The sequence below is a fragment of the Pseudomonas sp. GW822-FHT02D10 genome (assembly GCF_058802345.1).
This window is the reverse complement of the sequence record NZ_JBXAOB010000007.1, coordinates 214,321-233,495: the sequence shown is the minus strand read 5'-3', so window position 1 is coordinate 233,495 and position 19,175 is coordinate 214,321. Positions and strand designations below refer to the sequence as shown.

15 protein-coding genes are annotated in these 19,175 nt (G+C 60.3%); 5 read left to right on the top strand and 10 right to left on the bottom strand.

The window, feature by feature from the left end; all coding sequences use genetic code 11:
* Window positions 1-9 precede the first annotated feature (9 nt).
* The 10 genes from AC1RPZ_RS14295 to tssB form a co-directional block, all read right to left on the bottom strand.
* Window positions 10-576 (bottom strand): hypothetical protein, encoded by a 567-nt coding sequence (locus tag AC1RPZ_RS14295; protein ID WP_493137682.1) that lies wholly within the window; start codon window positions 574-576, stop codon window positions 10-12.
* Between the two features lie 42 nt (window positions 577-618).
* On the bottom strand, window positions 619-1,902 hold the full coding sequence (locus AC1RPZ_RS14290) for a hypothetical protein (protein WP_493137681.1): 1,284 nt from the start codon (window positions 1,900-1,902) through the stop codon (window positions 619-621).
* Window positions 1,903-1,984: 82 nt separating this feature from the next.
* Window positions 1,985-2,881 carry a hypothetical protein gene (locus tag AC1RPZ_RS14285; protein WP_493137680.1) on the bottom strand — a complete coding sequence of 299 codons (897 nt, stop codon included), beginning with the start codon at window positions 2,879-2,881 and terminating at the stop codon, window positions 1,985-1,987.
* Between the two features lie 99 nt (window positions 2,882-2,980).
* Window positions 2,981-5,530 (bottom strand): type VI secretion system ATPase TssH, encoded by a 2,550-nt coding sequence (gene tssH, locus AC1RPZ_RS14280; protein ID WP_493137679.1) that lies wholly within the window; start codon window positions 5,528-5,530, stop codon window positions 2,981-2,983.
* A gap of 2 nt (window positions 5,531-5,532) precedes the next feature.
* Entirely contained in the window at window positions 5,533-6,558 is a 1,026-nt protein-coding gene (tssG, locus tag AC1RPZ_RS14275) for a type VI secretion system baseplate subunit TssG (RefSeq protein WP_493137678.1), read from the bottom strand.
* On the bottom strand, window positions 6,522-8,312 hold the full coding sequence (gene tssF / locus AC1RPZ_RS14270) for a type VI secretion system baseplate subunit TssF (RefSeq protein WP_493137677.1): 1,791 nt from the start codon (window positions 8,310-8,312) through the stop codon (window positions 6,522-6,524). The genes tssG and tssF overlap by 37 nt, the downstream gene beginning before the upstream one ends.
* Window positions 8,296-8,739, bottom strand: a complete 444-nt coding sequence (gene tssE / locus AC1RPZ_RS14265; protein ID WP_493137676.1) for a type VI secretion system baseplate subunit TssE — start codon at window positions 8,737-8,739, stop codon at window positions 8,296-8,298. The genes tssF and tssE overlap by 17 nt, the downstream gene beginning before the upstream one ends.
* A gap of 15 nt (window positions 8,740-8,754) precedes the next feature.
* A complete protein-coding gene (locus AC1RPZ_RS14260) occupies window positions 8,755-9,255 on the bottom strand; it encodes an Hcp family type VI secretion system effector (protein WP_019690979.1) in 501 nt (166 codons plus the stop codon).
* 74 nt (window positions 9,256-9,329) lie between these two features.
* The gene (gene tssC / locus AC1RPZ_RS14255; protein ID WP_493137675.1) at window positions 9,330-10,820 is read right to left on the bottom strand and encodes a type VI secretion system contractile sheath large subunit; all 1,491 of its coding nucleotides are present in this window, start codon (window positions 10,818-10,820) and stop codon (window positions 9,330-9,332) included.
* Window positions 10,821-10,848: 28 nt separating this feature from the next.
* A complete protein-coding gene (gene tssB, locus AC1RPZ_RS14250; RefSeq protein WP_493137674.1) occupies window positions 10,849-11,406 on the bottom strand; it encodes a type VI secretion system contractile sheath small subunit in 558 nt (185 codons plus the stop codon).
* A gap of 205 nt (window positions 11,407-11,611) precedes the next feature.
* Here tssB and AC1RPZ_RS14245 point away from each other — a divergent pair, with 205 nt between their 5' ends.
* The 5 genes from AC1RPZ_RS14245 (at window position 11,612) to tssA (ending at window position 19,173) form a co-directional block, all read left to right on the top strand.
* Entirely contained in the window at window positions 11,612-12,082 is a 471-nt protein-coding gene (locus AC1RPZ_RS14245; protein WP_493137673.1) for a type VI secretion protein, read from the top strand.
* Window positions 12,083-12,149: 67 nt separating this feature from the next.
* Window positions 12,150-13,481: a type VI secretion system baseplate subunit TssK gene (tssK, locus tag AC1RPZ_RS14240; protein WP_493137672.1), complete on the top strand. Its 1,332-nt coding sequence runs from the start codon at window positions 12,150-12,152 to the stop codon at window positions 13,479-13,481.
* Window positions 13,482-13,499: 18 nt separating this feature from the next.
* Window positions 13,500-14,267, top strand: coding sequence for a DotU family type IV/VI secretion system protein (locus AC1RPZ_RS14235; protein WP_493137671.1), 768 nt, complete (start codon window positions 13,500-13,502; stop codon window positions 14,265-14,267).
* Window positions 14,264-18,082: a type VI secretion system protein gene (locus AC1RPZ_RS14230; protein WP_493137670.1), complete on the top strand. Its 3,819-nt coding sequence runs from the start codon at window positions 14,264-14,266 to the stop codon at window positions 18,080-18,082. The genes AC1RPZ_RS14235 and AC1RPZ_RS14230 overlap by 4 nt, the downstream gene beginning before the upstream one ends.
* Window positions 18,079-19,173, top strand: a complete 1,095-nt coding sequence (tssA, locus tag AC1RPZ_RS14225) for a type VI secretion system protein TssA (protein ID WP_493137669.1) — start codon at window positions 18,079-18,081, stop codon at window positions 19,171-19,173. The genes AC1RPZ_RS14230 and tssA overlap by 4 nt, the downstream gene beginning before the upstream one ends.
* The last annotated feature ends 2 nt before the right edge of the window (window positions 19,174-19,175 follow it).

Sequence of the window (19,175 nt, the reverse complement as noted above, 5' to 3'; positions counted from 1 at the left end):
ATTGACCTGCTATTGATAGTTCAATTCATGAATGACGGTGTCGGCGTTTCCGTTTTGATAATAGAAGTGCCACTTTGAGGTGAACGGCCAATACCGGGCCACGTATTCTCCCCAGAGAACAGCCTCGCCCCACGGTCCAGCATGTGTGTAAGGATCCGCCCGGTTTATGGCGGGCACGTTGTACTTGTCTGAGGGCAGCAGCCAGGAAATGTTGGTGCCATACCTGTAAAGATCATCGTGAGAAAAAACCGGGTTTTGATTTCCGGTCGTGTACAGATTGTAGTGACGAACCCTGATGAACCCGCCGAAGTTCTGAATGCCCACGCAGCAACCGGTCAGGTTAGCGGTCAGGAAAAGAACAGGGTCGTTGCCTGTCGGTGTAGCCGGAAGATCAATATAGAGACCACTGTCCATATCCCACGGCAGGTAATAGGCGCTGTGGGAATTGCCAATGACTAATGCCAATAAAGACTTGCTGATGGTCAGGTCCACGTCGAAGTTCACTGTTCCGGCATGGGCATTGGGGATGGTAGGGCGCAGATGCCTTTGTTCCTGCTCAAGTTTCGCCTTTAACATGATGATGCATCCTCTTGATAAGGAATAAGTCGTTATCTGTTCTTACTCATAGTCGATGGCGGTGACGTAAAGCGTTATGACGTTGGCTGAACTGCTGGCGCCTCCAGTAATGGAGAACTCGATGATGGCTGGCCAGGTCGTGCCTTTTTGCTTGTTGTAGCGGAATTGCGCAGCTAGATTGGTTGTTGATGAGACGCGCAATGTTTTTGCGCTCTGCCAAGCCCAGTAGGTCGCAGTGATTCGAGGTTCCATTTCGACTGGCGAAGTTTTGAATGAACCAAAGCGCAGGTTTACGGTTTGACCGCTGTTGTTGAAGTTGCTTCGGGTGCCGCTATCAAGACCGTAAAGGTCTTCGGCGATCTGCACCCTGAACATCGCCTCTTCAAGTGGGCCTTTGGCGAAATAAAACACCGGGAAATGGTCGCTGCGAATCACATCGCCGTAATAAAGTCGCCTGATGCCCTTATAGCCTCCGCGACCGTTTGGAATGGACTGATGCCTGCCGTCGCATTCTGCGCTCCAGCGATAGGTGTCGGTGACATAGGCATAGTCGAGCACTCTTGGCGTGGGAACAAATTCATCTTCGGTAATGGCTTCATCCCAGCGGTACTGGTGGTGCCATTGCGTGAGTGGAACCTTCGGGACGTCTTCACCCCTTTCAAAGTCGAAGACATGCTCTACGTTATGCTTCCAGTCGCTCGATGAGTCCTTCAGGGTTTTATTGGTGATCTGGATGTGAGTGCCGGCAACGGCTGGTGCAACAGGCTTTAACGGTTTGTGGGCGGCCCCACGGATTTCCTGATGGTTCGACTGTGGCTCGCAGTTGAGGTCTCCACCAAAAAAAATCAGTTCACGAAAGCGGTGGCCAAGATTTTCCACGATGAATCTAATGGTCTCGGCGGTCAGGTTACTGGCTTTCGTTGATGAGTTGGCGTGGTAGAACGCGAGCGCATCCCCGGTGTACTTGTGGCGGATGATGATGGGCGCGCGACGCTCACTGTCCCCGAGAATGTAATCGGGCAACATATCGTAGGCACCTGCCAGTTCAGTGCGTACGAACACCATGGAACCCAGTGTGGTATCCAGGCGAGAGCCGCCTTCATTATCCAGTGCATGCACCAACACATAGCCCCACGTATTCAGGAGCTTTTCAGCCGAGACATTCGGAACGCCCGTCGTCCCGGTTTCAAACAGCGCAAGCAGGTCGGGTCTTTTGTGAAGCAGCAATTTTTTCAGAAAATTTGCTTTCTCCAGGTACGCCTGTGACTCCTTTGCGGACTGGTTATGGAAGTGCTGCGTATTCCAGAGAATGATTTTGTAGGGCATGCCATAGACCTGTAGAGGTTGTCAAAAAGCATGGAAACAGATGCGGACATGGCGTTCCTTCCTGGTCTGTATCGTTTCCTTTCTAGCGGTTATGTAAGACAAGCGGCGCCGTATGTGCGCATCCACCCAGTTGCCCGTGGACTCTGTTGGGACATACCAAATCGATATGACGACATGCGCCTGAGTTTCCCCAGCCGAATTTGAATGTGTCGAATTCTATTATTCTTATTTCTGAGGCGTTGTTCGGGTCTTTGTAGTAAACCTGCTTCCCGACTATTCCGGCTACGATCACGGCGTGTGGCGAGTCTTCTGTTAGTTTTAATACTTCAATTCGGGTGTCGTTAGGAATGATCGCCGAGACACCTGTTCTTTCTCGCCGGTTCTCTCGTTTCGACCAGACGTCTCCCGATGCATAGAAGGGACCGGTGTCGCGCAACTTAGTTTCTATGGACGCAAGCGTGCAGTCCTCGAGAGAGAGGGAGCCTGTCACGAAAAGTCCCGGCATGAAGGCTTCCAGAAGGTTATGCCTGTGCATGTCGGGGACGACATCCATGTTCTGCCTGGCGCTTGTGATCGCCACGCGTTCGCGCTTGGCTTTTTCAAAGTCGATACCCAAGGTGCGGTTCAGGATCGTGATGCGCTTGCGTCGTTCATGATCGCGGAGCCAGCCAGCCGGCATATGGTTGGTTGCTTCGATATCGTCAATCAGTTTTCGATGTTGCTCGTGGGTCGCTCCCAGTCGACCTCTCAGCCAGTCCAGGTTTTCGCTCGGGTCTCCTCCAAGTTGAGAATCCGAACTCAGTTCGCTAATGACCTTGCGCACTTCATGCAGGCCTTTCCATTGTTGGTCAAACACACCGGAGGAACGCAGGTTGTGCATGGAAACCAGCATCTTGGCCGCGTAGTACCAACAGGTTGGTCCTTTCTGAATATAGTTGTTGCTGCCGGCTGTTCTTGGGATGTCGAAGAGTATGGGCATAGTTCTTCCTTAGAATTGAGCGGACACTTTCAGGATCGCCAGGTATCGTCGTATGTCTGTCCGGGTGATATTGGATGGTCTTTCGGCTGTACCGATCGGTTATTCCAACACCCACTCCGCCAGTTTCCCAGTCACCTGGGTCATCAACACATTTTCAACATCCCTCGCACCGGCCGCACTGCACTTGGCCAACACCGCCTGCACAATCCCGGCATCAAACTCAAACTGTTTCCCGGTCGCCGCCTTGTACCGCCCACGCAATTTCTCCAGTTTCGCCAACACAATGCCTTCCAGCGTCACCTCATCCAGCGGCCTGTATGCAACCACGGTCATGCGTGCGAGAAACGCCGGACGGAAGGCTTTCAGCAGGACGTTGTGCAGGCGCTCGTTGAAGGCATCGCTGTCCAGGTGCGCGGTCGGTGTGTCGAGCAGCAGTTCGGCGCCGACGTTGCTGGTGGCGAGCATCACGGTGTTTTTGAAATCCACCACCAGGCCAGTTCCGTCTTCCATCAGGCCTTTGTCGAAGACGTTATAAAAAGCCTCCAGCACATCCGGGTGGGCCTTTTCGATTTCGTCCAGCAGCACCACGGAATAGGGTTTGCGTCGCACGGCCTCGGTGAGTACGCCGCCGCTGCCGTAGCCGACATAGCCGGGTGGGGCGCCTTTGAGTTGGCTGACGGTGTGGGCTTCCTGGTATTCCGAGAGGTTGATGCTGATCAGGTTGCGTTCGCCGCCATACAGCGCATCGGCCAGGGCGTAGGCGGTTTCGGTTTTACCGACGCCGGTGGGGCCGACCAGCAGGAACACGCCGACCGGTTTCTGTGGGTCGGTGAGGCCGGCGCGATACGCCTGCAAGCGCTGGGCGATGGTGTTCAGCGCGGTGCGTTGGCCCATCACCCGTTGGCTCATGCGTTGACCGAGAGTCCGCACCGCGTGGGCTTCGTCGGCGAGCATTTTGCCGACCGGGATGCCGGTCCAGCCGGCAATCACCGCCGCGACGGTTTTCGCGTCGACCTGTTCTGGCACCAGCGGGTCGTCCTGGCGAATGGCGTCGAGGCCGGCTTCCAGGCGCAGCAGTTCGGCGGCCAGATGGTCGATGCGCCCGTCGGTGACGTCGTCCGGTTTGTCGCTGTCGGCACGCTCGCTCAAGGCCAACAGTTCGCGCCGGGTTTCCAGCAGCTCACGCACGGCGACGCGTTCTTCGCTCCAGCGAATCTCCAGTTCGCGAATGGCCTGCACGTTGCTGGTGGACTCGGTCTCCAGCAAGGTAATGCGTTCACGGTGATCGAGGCCGGTAGCCTGTTCGCGGCGCAGGCGTTCGACTTCATCCTTGAGGCTTTGCTGGCGATGGCGCAGGCTCTCCAGCGGCGGTGGTACGTCGTGTTGACCGAGGGCGACACGCGCGCAGGCGGTGTCGAGGACGCTGATGGCTTTGTCTGGCAGTTGTCGACCGGAGATGTAGCGATGGGACAGTTTCACCGCCTCATGAATCGCTGCATCCAATACCTGCACGCCGTGGTGCTGTTCGAGTTTGGCGGCGACGCCACGGAGCATTTCCACGGCAGTGGTTTCATCCGGCTCTTCGACCTGGACCAGTTGGAAGCGGCGGGCGAGGGCCGGGTCTTTCTCGAAGTATTTTTTGTACTCCAGCCAGGTGGTCGCGGCGAGGGTGCGCAGTTCGCCACGGGCCAGCGCCGGTTTGAGCAGGTTGGCGGCGTCGCTTCCGCCCTCGACACCCCCGGCGCCGATCAGGGTGTGGGCTTCGTCGATGAACAGGATGATCGGTTTTTCCGCGCTGCGGACCGCGTCGATCACCCCTTTGAGCCGTTGCTCGAATTCACCCTTGACCCCGGCGCCGGCCTGCAACAGACCGAGGTCGAGAACCCGCAGGCTGACGTCTTGCAGTGACGGCGGTACGTCTCCGGCGGCGATGCGCAGGGCGAGGCCTTCGACCACCGCGGTTTTGCCGACGCCCGGTGCGCCGACCAGGATCGGGTTGTTCTGGCGGCGGCGCAGCAGGATGTCGATGCACTGACGAATTTCACCGTCTCGCCCAACGATGGGATCGATACGCCCGGCATGGGCGTCGGCGGTCAGGTCCTGGGTGAACTGGTCGAGTACCGAATCCTGTTTCTGCTGGGGTTTGCCGGCAGTTGCGGTTACTGGGCGTGGGCCGCCGATGTGCTCGCGGGAGCTTTCGGTCCATTCCAGCAGGTTGCTGCGCAGGGCGTCCCGAGGAATGCGCAGCAGCGACGAAGCACTGTTGAGCAACAGGCTGCGGCGTTCATCACGGTCGAGCAACGCCAACAGCAGCAGGCCGGAGCGGATGCTCTCAAGGCCGAGCACACTGGCCTGCACCACGGCGTCCTCCAGCAGGCCGATGGTCTGCGCCGAGAGTGCCGGGGTGCGGGTGCTGCCGGTCTTGAACAGCTCCAGGGCCTTGTTGATTTCCGCCGTGAGGGCATCGCGTTCCAGGCCGAAGCGCGGCAGCAGGTAAGCGAAGTCGCCGCCTTCGATCTCCAGCAGTTCGAGCAACAGGTGCTCGATTTCAACGTAATGGTGACCGCGTTGCAGGCAACGCTGGGCGGCCCGTTCCAGGGCGCGGCGGTTGTCCGGGTTGAGGCGTCCGATCAGGCTGGCCAGTTCCATGTTCAGGTGATCTCCAGCTGACGAAGACGAGTCTCGATGCGTTGCACAGTGAGGCTGGACTGGCGTTGCAGACCGCCGTTCCAGCTCAACAGCGGCGGCGTCTGGCGACCGAGTTTTATCGGGCTGGCGCCACGGACCAGCAGCACCAGTGTGCAATCCAGATCCGGACCGAAATACAGGGCGCTGAGGCTGGCCAAGGCGGCGTGCGTTTCACCGTCCGGCAAGAAGGCGGCGGCCTGGGCGGGTGCCAGTGGGCCGAGGGTCAGACGGATTCCGGCATGTTCATCCCAGACCCGCGTGCCGGCCACGGCGCTGCGCCCCAGTTGCAGATTGCGACCACCCGGCTGCAAGCGACTGCGGCTGGCGGGAGGAATCTCGCGCCAGGCACCGTTATAGGCGCTGAGCTCGACCGGTAATTCGAACTGTTCGCGCACGATCGCGGCAAAGCCTGCGAGCGAACGGCGCCCGTCGGCGAACAGCGCGCTGCACGCCAGCACGGCGGCATCGGGAAGCGCCTGACGCTCGTGCAGGGATTTGGGCAGCAAGCCGGTCAGCGCTCGCAACTGAGCGTGCACCGGTGTGGCGTCTGGCACCGAGAAACCAGCGGCGATCCGGTGTTTGCGCATGACTTTGTACAGCAGGCTGAGCAGCCGATGCTGGAACAGGTCAAGGAACTCGGCCGGAGCGTGGTCCTTGGCGCGGGCCCGTTGCTGCAACCACTCCTGGTACGCATAGGGTAGGGGGCCATCCGGGCCGCCTAGGCCGAAAACCGGGGTGGTCAGGGTCGGTTTGAGGCCCGTTTCGTCACTCAGGCTTTCAACCTGGCTGGCGGCGAACAGTGGGGTCAACGGACCGCGCAGACGCAGCGCTTCCGCCTGCGGTGCGGCGCCACTGCCCAACGATTCGGCTTGCGGATGCTCACGCTCCAGCAGCAACAAGGCCTGCAACAACTCGAACGCCTGAGGATCGCGGCGCAGTCGTTGGCTCAGGCTCAGAGGGAGAGCGGCATGCCGGCTTGGGGTTGCCATGCCTTGATCTCCTTGTCTGACTGGACCAGTACCGTGCGCACGAAGCGATTGGCCGTGGCATAGAGTGAGAAAAACTGCGCCAGCACGGCTGAAAACAGCACCGCGCTATTGCCGACAAAATGCTGCTGATCGAGTTGCAAACGAACCTCCAGTCCATTGCGCCAACCGCGCCAGGCGTCTTCGCCGACATGCGCGATGACTCGCTCACAGTTCAGGCTCAACAGACCTTCGATTTGCCGCAGTGCATTGGCCTCGTCACGCAGGTTATGCAGCGCGAGGATTTCCTTGAGCGCCTCCAGCGCCTGGGGACCTTCGACCAGCGACAAATGATTGAGGGTCAGTTGCGAGACCAGCCGCCAGCGTGATTCACCGTCCAGCCGCGGCAGGCTTTGCGGGCTCGGCGGATTACGCAAACGCGCCGAGGCGATCGGTCCCGGCCGCTCGAAGCCCAGCGGCGTTCCGGCCGACAGGCTCTGGGCCAGGTGTCGATTGGTGCAGAGCAGTTCGGCGGTCAGGCTCAGTTCAGTCACCTCGGCAAACGGGTCAAGCCGGGTGTCCACCAGACTCAGCATCAGGTCGGTGCCCAAGCGGTTCGGGGTCATGCCGCTGATTCGCCGGGCATGCCAGTAACAGCGGTGGTTGCCGCCGTGCTGGCTGCCGTAATACGCCGGCACGCGCTGCACACCCTGAGCGGTACTGGCGCGCATGGCTCTAATGCTGTGGATTTCGACGCTGTTTTCCCGATGGCTGTCGGCAACCAGGCGGTATTCGCTGCGAGTGCCGTCCGGGCGCAGCGGCTCGGAGGTTCGCGGGAACAGGTTGATCACCGGCGCGCAGCCGAGCGCGATATCGCTGGCTTGCAAGTGCAGGCGGCTGCCGGGTGCCTGGTCGAAAATGATGTACAGATACAGCGTCTGGCTGTCGCTGATTGCACCCGCCAGCGGCACGTCGAAAAAATTGAATTTGTCTGGAAAGGCAAAGTATTCGGCAAGCAAACGCATCCCCGGATGCACGCCGTCTTCATTGGGTAGCAGGACTTCATCGTTGGCGAAACCGACGATGTTTGGCAGCCCGGCCAGCATTTTTGGCGTGCTGCCGGGTGGCCCGGCGAGGAGCTGAACCGCGTGTGCACCGAGCAAGTCGTACAGGTTGGCGTTGATCACCGGCGACGCGGCCAGGTGCAGGCGCAACTGCTCGATGCCGAGCTCTGCCCACTGGCTTTGGCCCAGGCAGCGCAGGCTCAAGCGCAGGGCTGAGCGTGCGTGGGCGACGCCGGTCAGGGCCTGGGCTTCGTCGCTTCCCAGCAGCAAGGCTTCGTCGATTTCCAGTGGCCAGAGGTGAACGGCAGCACTGGTGCGAAAGTGGATGCTTTCACCCTTATGGGTGGTGACGAACAACGGCGTGTCGCGTGGCAACGGATAACCGCCGACCAGGTTGCCCTTGCTCGGGTCAGGTTGGAATTGCACGATGGCGCAGGACGGCAGCGGCCGCATCGTCAACGGATACAGTTGCTCCAGCAGCGCGTCGCTGAACTCGGCGTAATCGTCGTCGAGTCGCCGTTGCAGGCGCGCCGCCAGCAAGGCGAAACCTTCGAGCAAACGTTCGACGTGCGGGTCCGGGCATTCGCCGGGGGATAGCTCCAGGCGTCTGGCAACCTTGGGATAGCGTTCGGCGAAAAGGCTCCCGGCATGGCGCAGCCAGGTCAGTTCCCGTTGGTAGTAATCGAGCAGTTGCGGGTCAATCGAGTCGCTCATTGCGCACCTCAAGGCCATCGCCGGTTTTCTCGATGACGAATGCGACAGGCCAGTGTTGCTTGCCGCTGCGTAGCTCCCCCTGCAACCTGATGCTCAGCTGTTGCGGCTGTTCGGGTACTGGCGTGACGTCGACTTCGTCGAGTCGCAGGCGCGGTTCGAAGTGGTCGATGGCTTCGCGAATCTGCCGCGCCAGTTGACGACGGTCATCGCTGCGCTGTTGCTGCAGTGCAGTCCAGTCAGCGATGCCGTAGTCAAGCACGCTCGGCGGCGTGGTCAGCGGGCGCTGGCCACGGCGGGTGTTGAACAAACGCAGCAACTCGATACGGACCGACTCCAACAGTGCCTGCCGATCGAACGCCTGCACGGTATCCGCCTCGCTGGCGGCAAGGCGTTCGAACAGCGGCGGCAGAATGCCGGTGCCGGTCATTTTCGGGGTACTCCGTCAGCCCTTGATCAGCTTGTTCGCGGCCAGGTCCCAGGTCGAAGCGGCCGTGCCTTCCTTGGTGCCATCGTCTTTCTGGGCGGTGAGTTCCCACTTGATCTTGGTGAAGTTCAGCGAGAGGGTTTCCACCGGTTTACCGCCCGTACCACCGCTGACGCTGACGTTGGACAGCACCACGTTGGTCAGGGTGTAAATGATGAAGGGCATCAATTGACCGCTGCCTTCGGCCGCGTTGCGCCCGATGGTGATCTTGGCTTCCGGGATCGGTTTGCCGGCGCAGCAGTACTCGTTGAGGGAAGGGGTCGAGCTGTCGACGAACTTGGTCAGCGTGAACTCGCCGATGTGCGGCTTGCCGGAGGTGCGCTCTGAGTTGCTGACGTCGTTGGTCACCTGCATCGCCACGTTGTGGCTGTAGGACATGACTTCGATCTTGTCCTTGTAACCTTCGAGCAGGCTGTCGCCTTTGATGTCACCGCCGAGGTCGAGAATGATTGCATCCATCGCATGAAACTCCTGAAGAAAATCGCGCTAGATAAACAAGGGAAATCCCGCCGGCCAAGCCGGCGGGAGACAGGTCAGGCCGCTACCGGTGGCGGCAGGGTGGCGACCAGGCGGATCGAGGCCGTCAGCTCTTCAAGCTGGAAGTGCGGCCGCAAAAACACCGTGGCTCGATAAGCGCCCGGTTTGCCGGCGATTTCCGAAACGTCCACTCGGGCCTCGCGCAGCGGGTACTGCGCCTTGATTTCCTGGGGGGCGTTGTCGTTGATCAGCACGTAGTCGGCGATCCAGTTGTTGAGGTAGGTCTGTACGTTGTCGCGGGTCATGAAGCTGCCGACCTTGTCGCGCATGATGACCTTCAGGTAGTGCGCGAAGCGCGACGCCGCGAGCACGTAAGGCAGCATGGCCGAGATCCGTGCGTTGGCGTTCGCCTCGTTGGTGTTGTAGAGCTTGGACTTGTTGGTGGTCTGGCCACCGAAGAACACCGCCACGTCGCTGTTTTTCTTGTGGCACAAGGCGATGAAGCCGAGGTCGTTGAGCTCTTTCTCGCGACGGTCGGTGATCGCCACTTCGGTCGGACATTTGAGCGACAGATCGCCGGAGGTGGTACGGAACGTGTGGGCGGGCAGTCCTTCGACGGCGCCACCGCCTTCGGCACCGCGAATCGCCGCGCACCAACCGTACTTGGCGAAAGCTTCGGTGATGCGTTGCGACAAGGCCCAGGCCGCATTGCCCCAGAGGTATTTGCTGTGGTCACTGCCGTTGACGTCTTCGACGTAGTTGATACCTTCCACCGGCAAGGTTTCCGGGCCGTAAGGCAGACGCAGCAGGAAGTGCGGCAGCACCAGCGACACGTAGCGCGAGTCTTCGCTTTCGCGGAAGGAGCGCCACTTGATCAGCTCCTGGCTCTCGAAGACTTTCGACAGGTCGCGCGGCACCGCGAGCTCGGTGAAACTGTGCATATCGAACAGCCGCGGGCTGGCAGCGGCAATGAACGGAGCATGGGCTGCGGCGGCGACGTTCGAGAGTTTCTCCAGCAGGCCGATGTCCTGCGGATGCCGGCCGAAGGTGTAGTCACCGACCAGCAGGCTGAACGGGTGACCGCCGAAGGTTCCGTATTCCTCTTCGTAGATTTTTTTGAACAGCGCGCTCTGGTCGAACTCGACGGCTTTTTCCAGATCGTTCTGCAGTTCTTTCTGGGTCACATTGAGCAAGCGCAGTTTCAGTCGGGAACTGGTTTCGGTGTTCTGCACCAACAGGTGCAAACCACGCCAGGACGCTTCGAGTTTTTGCAGGTCCGGATGGTGCAGGACTTCGTTGAGCTGGGCGCTGATCAGCTTGTCGATCTGGCTGATGCGGTCATTGATCATCGCCACGGTGTCCTTGTCGACGGCCATGCCTTCGTCAAGGACCTGGGTGGCGAATTCCGCGAGCATGTCGCGGGCGTAATCCTGCTGGCTGTCGTCGTGGGCCATTCGCCCTTCGGCGATGATTCGGTCGAGCAGAGACAAAGTCTCGTTCACACTGTTTTCGCTGGCCTGGGCCTGGGCGCTGGATGAGGCGGGCATGGCAATTTCTCCCTAAGTGGATAAACGATCAGGCTTGATCTTGCGGCGCCGCGTCGGCATCGCCGACAGGTGCAGGTGCAGGTGCAGGGGCCGCTTCCGGCCGGGCCGACTTGATCTCTTGCAGGCCTTCGGTGTTGGCGATGACATCGCGCAGCAGTTTGTCCAGGTCATCGTTGCCGTCGAGTTTGGTCAGCAGATCGCGCAGACGCTGGCGCGCTTCGAACAGGCGCCGTAGCGGCGTCACTTGCTCGACCACTTTGACCGGGTCGAAATCATCGATATGACCGAACTTGAGCTCGATGTTGAGCTTGCTGTCGTCGCTGCTGAGGGTGTTGTTGACCTGCAAGGTGGCGCGCGGGGCGATCGAGGCGAGCACTTCGTTGAAGTTGTCGCGATCGATCTCGGTGAAGCGCCGTTCATTCAACTTGGGGAGGGGTTCCAGCGGTTTGCCGGAGAGGTCGGCAAGAATGCCGACCACCAGAGGCAATTCTTTCTTCTCGATGGCATTACCTATTTCAACGTCATAGGTGATTTGCACACGGGGCGGACGGACCCTGTCGAGCTTGTGCTGAGTACTTTCGGCCATGGTGGCGGACTCCGATGCATTGGGTGGGAGCAATGCTTCGGGAGGCCCGCTCATCGCATTCCCTTGCTGAACCGTAGGTTAGAAAGGGAGGCAGTGGGACCTGTCATTCCCTTGACGAACCTTCCACGTTCGTCGTGCTGACCGAACTACCCAAGACGCTAGAACAGGTCTATAAAAAAGCAAACAAAAACAATTTTCGACCGTCATGAGAAAAGGAAAATTCATTGTGCGCGTAGGTTTTTTTAGCCCTCTCTTGTTCCTGTTGCTCACCGGCTGTTCGTTGTTCGGACCGCGAGTCGATCTCGATAGCCTGACCCTGGACGTCGCCGCCCATGCCAATGACGACACCCCGATTGCCGTGGATTTTGTGGCGGTGAATGATCCGGACCTGCTCAAGCAACTGTCGGCCATGACCGCTCGGCAATGGTTCAGCGAGCGCGAACAGTTTCAGCGCGACTACCGGCAGATGATGACGGTCTGGGGGCTGGAGCTGGTTCCAGGGCAGTTTATCGATCAACAACCCTTTCCCCTGGGCGGCAAGCGAGCGGCTGGACTTTTGATCTTCGCCAGCTATAACACACCCGGAGCGCACCGACTTCGACTGGACGATCAGCGCAAGGCCTGGCTGAAGTTCGACAGTCGCGAGATGACACTGGTCAGCGACGCTGCGCACTGACTGATTTGCACTGAATAGATAGCCAGGCCGCGGGTCAGCGGCGACATTCGACGTCGAAGGGAATCGTATGAGTTTGCTACCTGACGCGGTTTGCTGGCACGAGGGCATGCAATTGCTGCCCCAGCATTTTCAGTTGCAAGGGCTGCGCGCCGAAGCGTTGGTCGCGCATTTTGCCAAGGCCTGCAACCCCTGGTTCTGGGGGGTCACCCACCTTGAAATCGACCCCTCGGCACTCAGTGCCGGGAACGTTCGGCTGCTCGCGTTGCAGGCGACGTTGCCGGATGGTTTGCCAGTGAATGTGCAGGCCGGTGTGGGGCCGATGCTGGAGCTCGATGTCAGCGAAGCGGTCAACGCAACGGACAACGCCACCGTGACGGTGTACCTGGCGGTCAGCCCGTTGTGGCGTGCCGGGCAATTACTGCCGCTCACGGGGCGATTGCAATCGGTGGTCGGTGATGCACTGCCAGACCTCACCAGCGGTCAATACCCCGAGTCGATCACGGTATGGCGACCCAATCCGCGTTTGTGCACGCAGCTGAACAAGGCGGACTCGGTCTGTGTGCCGCTGCTGCGTGTTCGCAAGGAAGGCGGCGGTTTTTTGCAACTGCCTTACACCGCGCCGACGCCGTGTCTGTTGCCGGAGTCGGTGCTGGGGCGTCGGGTCGCCGGTCTGTGTGCTCGGGCACGAGAGAAGTGCATGTTCCTGGCCGGTCGCTTGCGCCAGGCGCAGCAGGCTGGCAATCAGGATGACGCTGCAGAAATTCGTCGCCAGCTGACGGCGCTCTGGGCGCGCTTGCCGGAGGTCGAGGGTTTGCTGAATAGCCGATTGGCGACACCGCAAGCGCTGTATGGCCTGTTGCTCGGGCTGGCCGGCGCCTGGTCGGCGCTTGATCCGCTGGCGGGTGTGCCGGCCTTCGCCGCGCTGGATTTTCTCGAGTTGCAGCGTGGCTACGAGAGCGTCCTCGACTGGCTGGAAAACACCCTCGAATTGATTCGCGCCGGCTATCGCAGCCTGCCGTTCGAACGCCACGAACACCTCTTCTCGATTCAGTTGCCCGACGATCAGCCGAGCCAGCGGCTGGTGATTGGCTTGCGCATGCCCAACGGCGCGAGCGAGCAGTCTGCGAGTGAGTGGTTGAGCCGCGCGATCATCGCGTCCGCACCGCACATTGCCTTGCTCGGTCGACAACGCATGCGCGGTCTGGCGCATGAGGCCATGAGTCGTAACGAACAGGTGGCCTACAGCGTGGGCGACGATACCCGGTTGTTCGTGGTCACCGCCCAGGGGCAATGGTTCGACGGGCAGCTGCCACTGCAGATTGTCGCGCCGGCATCGCAGCTGGCAAGCAGCCCGTGGCAAGTGGTGTTGTTCGTCGCCCAAGCCAATGAAAACGCTTGATCAGGGAAGGGGAGTCAAATGCCTGAAGGGAACGTCGGCAGCGGTGCACGAGGCCTTCACGAAGCGCCGCTGAGCAATGCTTTTCGTCAGGCCTGGCAAGCGTGGTCGCAGGCCTGGAACGAACAGTCCAAGGACAGTGACGATGAGGCGCTGGTCGAGGCCGTCGTCGAGTTTTCGACACAGATTACCCAACGCTTGTGGCGAACGGCGTTCGCCAAAGTCGGTGATGCCGCCACCGAACAGGTGACCGCCGTGGTGTATGCGTTTGTCGCGCTGATCGACGAGACCCTGTTGTTTACGCCCTGGCCGGGTCAGCTCGCCTGGCAGGACAAACCGCTGGAGTCGCGGATGTACGCCAGCCGCCAGGCAGGCGAACGGCTACCGCTGGCGATCAAGGCATTGCTCGACGATCAGGTGCCAGCCACCCGGGATCTGGCCAATGTGTATCTGCAATGCCTGGTCCTGGGTTTCGAAGGGCGTCTGCGCGGCGAGCAAAATCAGGTCCAGCATGAAAAATGGCGGCTGGCATTGTTCGCCTTCGCCTGGCAACACGAGCCCGATTACGCCGATGTCAGCGCCAGGCTGGAGCAGCCTTCGGCGGTCGCTCCGGTGCAGTTGCCCATGCGTCTGTCGCTACCCGACGGTTTTCGTCTGGGCCTGGCGATCCTCGGCGTCCTGCTGTTGATGACAGGGTTGGGGCAGATGTTCTGGCGCGACATCCGTCAGGAGCTTGAGCCGGTCATGCACCTTTCCGAAATGGCAGCGGCCCAGGAGCAAGACTCATGAGTACCCTGGGCATTGTCGCAACTGTCGTTGCGGTGCTGTTGCTGCTGACGGCGTTGCTGGTGGCGGTCTGGTGGTTACGCACCCAGAGCGGCGCCGCCATTCGCAGTTTCTATCTGTCGGTCCGGCACATGGAGCAGGAGCAGGGCACTCAGGATCGCTATCAGATTCCATGGCTGCTGATGCTCGGCAACGAAACCCAGGGCACTCAACTGTGTGCCCAATGGCGCTTGCAACCCACCGAAAAGCCGGCCTGGTTCGGGCGCTGGTGGTCGGACCCCGAGGGCGCGGTGCTGGTGGTGCCACAGGCGTTGTTCCTGCCTGATGAAGGCTTGAACCTGCAACGAGGCGGCTGGTGGCGTCTGTTGGGGTTGATCGTGCGCCTGCGCAGCAAGCGGCCGCTGGACGCGGTGATCTGGACCGTGCCAGTCAGTCAGCTGAGCGATCCGGAGCAGGCAACCCGTCTCGGTCTCGCGGCCCGGCGGCGTTTTATCGATCTGTTGCAGCGTTTTGGCCTGAGCCTGCCGGTGTACGTGGTCATCACCGGGATGGAGGAGTTGCCGGGTTTTCAGGAATTGATTGGCGCGTTGCCGGCCGAGGCACGGGAACGGGCATTGGGTTGGTCGTCGCCGTATTCGCCTGAGGCGGTCTGGCAATCGCAATGGAGTGATCAAGCACTGGATCAGGTGAATCGGGCGTTGTCCGAGTCGATCATCGAGATCGGTGCCTTGTCCGGGCATTTGAGCCGCGAGTTGTTTGCGTTGCCGGACCGTTTCGAAACGCTGCGGCGCACGCTGCAAACCCTGCTGGAGCCGGTTTTTCAGGGCAATGCACAAGGCGAAGCGCCGCGTTTTCGCGGGATCTACTTCACCGCCGACCAAGCGCCAGAGAGTACCCGCGACAGTTTCTCGGCCTATGACTCGGTGTTGCAGCACAGCGCTTTTGCCCGGCAGTTATGGCAGCGACGGATTGTCGCCGAGCGTGGCGTGGCCCAGGTCGTACCGCGTATTTTGCGGCTGCGCCAACGCTGGCAACGGGTGACTGGCGTGGTGGCGCTGGTGGTCGGGCTGGTCTGGGCGATCGGTATGGTTTGGGTCTGGCACGACTCGGTCAAGGATGCTCATGAGTTGTCGCGCTTGCTGCAAGGGGCGCAGAAAAACTATGTCGCGGTCACGGACGAAGCCCATCGGCTGGAGCCGACGCGACGCAACGTCGAGAGTTTCTGGCGGGTACTGGAACGAGCCCCGCGCTGGACGTTCAGTTCGGTGGTCTTTCCTACCTCTTGGTTTTCCTCGCTGGATGCGCAACTGGAGGACGAACTGCGGCTCACTGCCCAGCGGCAGTTGCTGGTGCCGCTGCAAGAGTTGCTGGTGTCGGACCTGGCGCAGCTCAAGGCGATCCGCAATACGGAGCGTCGAGTGAACGTGGAAAGCGAAGACCCGGCGCAATGGCAGAACTACGTCAAGGCCAAGGAACTGGTCGAGCGCGCGGTGCGTCTCGAACAACAGAACCAGTGGTTCAATCAGGCGTTGAATAATCCCCGGAGCCCGCTCGATGACCTGGTGCTGCTGAGCAATAACGCCTTGTCGCTGAACCTCAACGTCGGCACGTTGCGTCGCTCGGCCTTCTATAATCGGGTGTTGCTCAATTCCGACACCAGCGGGTTGAAAGCGCTGGACCTGAGCACGGAGCGCTCATCCATCGCGACGAATTTTGAAGGCCTCATGGAGCGCTGGCTGGACCAGTACTTTCTGGCTGATAACTTTGTGCGTCAGGCCGGTTACCTGAAGTTGCACCTGGAGCGGCTGGAGTCCGGCAGCGGCAATTCTCTCAGCGAACTTGAGGACTTGAGGGCGCTGATTGACGATCTGCAAGCGTTGATTGGCTTGACCAACTCTGCGTGGGGACGGGGCAAGGGCCAGGACCTGGTGCCGGGCTACCGCGAGCTGATGGATAAAGTGCGCCAAAGTGCCTTGCTCGGGCCGCAGCTGGAGCAACAGCTGGAAACGCAGGCTTCGAAGTTGCAGCAGAGTTTTCGTGATCAATGGATTGCCCAGGCGGGTTCGCGTGGCAACTTGCTGGTTCAGCAAGGTAGCGGGCAACTGGTGTTGCAGGAGCATGTCAGCCAGCTGGACAACTCGGTGCAGGCTTTGTTCAAGCGCGATTTCGTGGCCATTGCACTGCGTCAGGAAGATTCCGACCTCAGTGCTTCACAGAGTCAGAGTGCTGACAATGATGGTCTCAACAGTGCGCTGAATTACTTCGCCAGTTACAAAAGCTACGCCAGCGAAGAGTTGCCACGCATCCCGCCGGCTTACCGGGGTGCGCTGCTTCAGGCTGCCGAAGGGGCGGCGGCCAAGGCCATGTGGCTCAGCCTGGAGGAGCAGGGCGGCCAGGCACAGCAAGGCGTCGGGTTCAATGTGCAGGCCTCGCAGGCCGTGGCGTTGCAGAAAGCCTTTATCGAGGTGCGCCGCAGTGACCTGGCCACCCGTTTGCAGAATGCGCTCAACCGCCGGGCGTTGGCCGAGGTCGCCAGTGGCCTGAACGAAATTGTCGCCCAGCCGCTGTTCAGCGAGAGAGCCAGTATTGCTCGGTGGGATGGTTCGAAGAACCTGGGCTTGCAGCTGTACGGCGCCAGCGATGTGCAGGATCTGAAGCTGAGCCTCAAGCAGCAGTTCAACACCATGTTGAGTATTACCGAACAACGTACCCCGGCGCTGGAGTGGCTGAAGGTCCAGCAGCAAAATCTGTCGGGACTGGATTACGAACGGGTTGTACAGTTCAGTGCCTTGAATGATGAACTGCTCAAGTACAAGGAGCAGAATCCCGCCAGTTCTGCGGCACAGATCGAACAGTTGGTGAGCCGGGACTTTATCGACATGGACGCCGGGTCCTGTACACAGATCTTGCAAACCGCCAACGTTCCCGGTGGCCGTGGGACGCTTGCCTTGAGGGCCCAGGAGCTGCAGCAAACCGCGATGCAACGCTGTCAGTCGCTGCAACAGCAACAGGCTTCGGCGGCGTGGAACGACCTGGCCAATTACTTCAATCAGTACCTGGCCGAGCGTTTTCCGTTTTCCAATAGCACACAGGTTACCGATGCCGACCCGGCACGGGTTCAGCATTTGCTGGAGTTGATCGACAAGCGCCTGCCGGTGGCGCAAGCCGGTTTGTTGCTCAGCCAGACACCTGAACGTTTGGCCGCAGAGGACTTTCTCAACCGCTTGAAACAGGCCAGCACCTGGCTCGGGCCGCTGTTTGTGCGAGACAAAAGCGGCATTCTGGGGGTGGAGATGGACGTGCGTTGGCGCACTGATCGCGAGGAAGAACGCGGCGCCGATCAGGTCATTGCCTGGGGCTTGAATGCCGGCAATCAACAGATCAGCTATCCCGGAGAGGCCCAACAGAACCTGCGCTGGATGGTCGGTCAACCGGTCAGATTGACCTTGCGCTGGGCCAGGAATGGTCCCCAGCGGCCGGTCAATGACCCGCTGCAGCCGAACCTGGTGATCCGCAATCTGGAGGCCGGCTGGGAATACGGCGGGCCCTGGTCTTTGCTGCGCCTGATGCGCTCGCACCAGTCGAATCAGCGCCAGCCAAGCATGGACTACACGGATTTTCCGCTGACCTTGCGCTTGCCGGTCGCCGCGAGCACCAGCATTGAGGAGCCGACACAGATGTTCATGCGCCTGTCATGGATGACTCAGGGATCAAAACTGCCGTTGTCGATTCAACCGTTGCCGACCCGTGCTCCGCGTTCACCCTTTATCTCGACGGGTTCGACGGCAGCCATCGTGACGAACGAGGAGGGCTTGTGAGTCTACCGTCACCTTCATTGTCATCGCCGCTGTCGGAGCTGATCACGCAGTTGATCGAACCGATCAGCGACCAAACGCCCTGTGGCCAGGACCTGCGCTATGAGCCTGAATTCGACCAGTTGCGCGAACTGCGCCGCGAAGACGATACCAGTTTGCCAACGGGGGTCTGGCAGTCGTCGATCAAGCGTGCCCAATGGCCGGAACAGGCAAAACTCGCCACCCGTTTGCTGCTGGAACGCAGCAAGGACTTGATGCTCAGTGCCTGGCTCGGCGAAGCCTGGCTGCATCTGGACGGCCTGGAAGGATTGCCGGGCAGCCTGGCGCTGGTGGCGGGTTTATGCGAACGCTACCCTGAGCAACTTCACCCGCAGGCCGAGGAGGGCGACCAGTCGTGGCGGGTAATTCCTCTCGAATGGCTGGCGCGCCGCTACAGTGAAATCCTGCTCACCCGGGTGCCGCTGTTCGACACTCGCACCAGCGAATTTGCGGGCTATTGCCTGGATGACTGGCGACGCTTGCAAGTGCAACAGGTGATGGTCAATGACACCAAGGCCGCGAAAACCTCAGCTGAAACCGCGCGCAACGAGCAGAAAAAACTCACTGAACAGATTCGTGCGACACCCCTGTCATTCTGGTTGCGCAGCCAAGGCAGCCTGTTGCTGAGCTTGCAGCATCTGCAACGGCTCGAGAACTGGAGTGATGCCTACCTGGGCAGTCAGGCGCCAGGCTACAAATCGTTGCAGGACATCATCGAGGCGCTGTTGACGCTCGTTCAGGAGTTCATCGCCATGCATCCACGTCAGCCCACCCCCGCCCCGGTTGAGCCACCGCAGGTTCAGGCGCCGCAAAACAACACTCCGGAACCGGAGGCCGCGCAGGCCATGCGCGAGCCGGTGAGTCGCGAGGAGGCTTATCGGCAACTGTTGCTGATTGCCGAATACCTGGCGCGAACCGAGCCCCATAGTCCGGTGCCTTACTTGATCAGGCGCGGTGTGGAGTGGGGCAATAAACCGCTGAGCGAATTACTTGGCGAGTTGATATCGGCTGACGCGGAGTCGCGTCGACTCTGGACGTTATTAGGGGTTCTCTAACG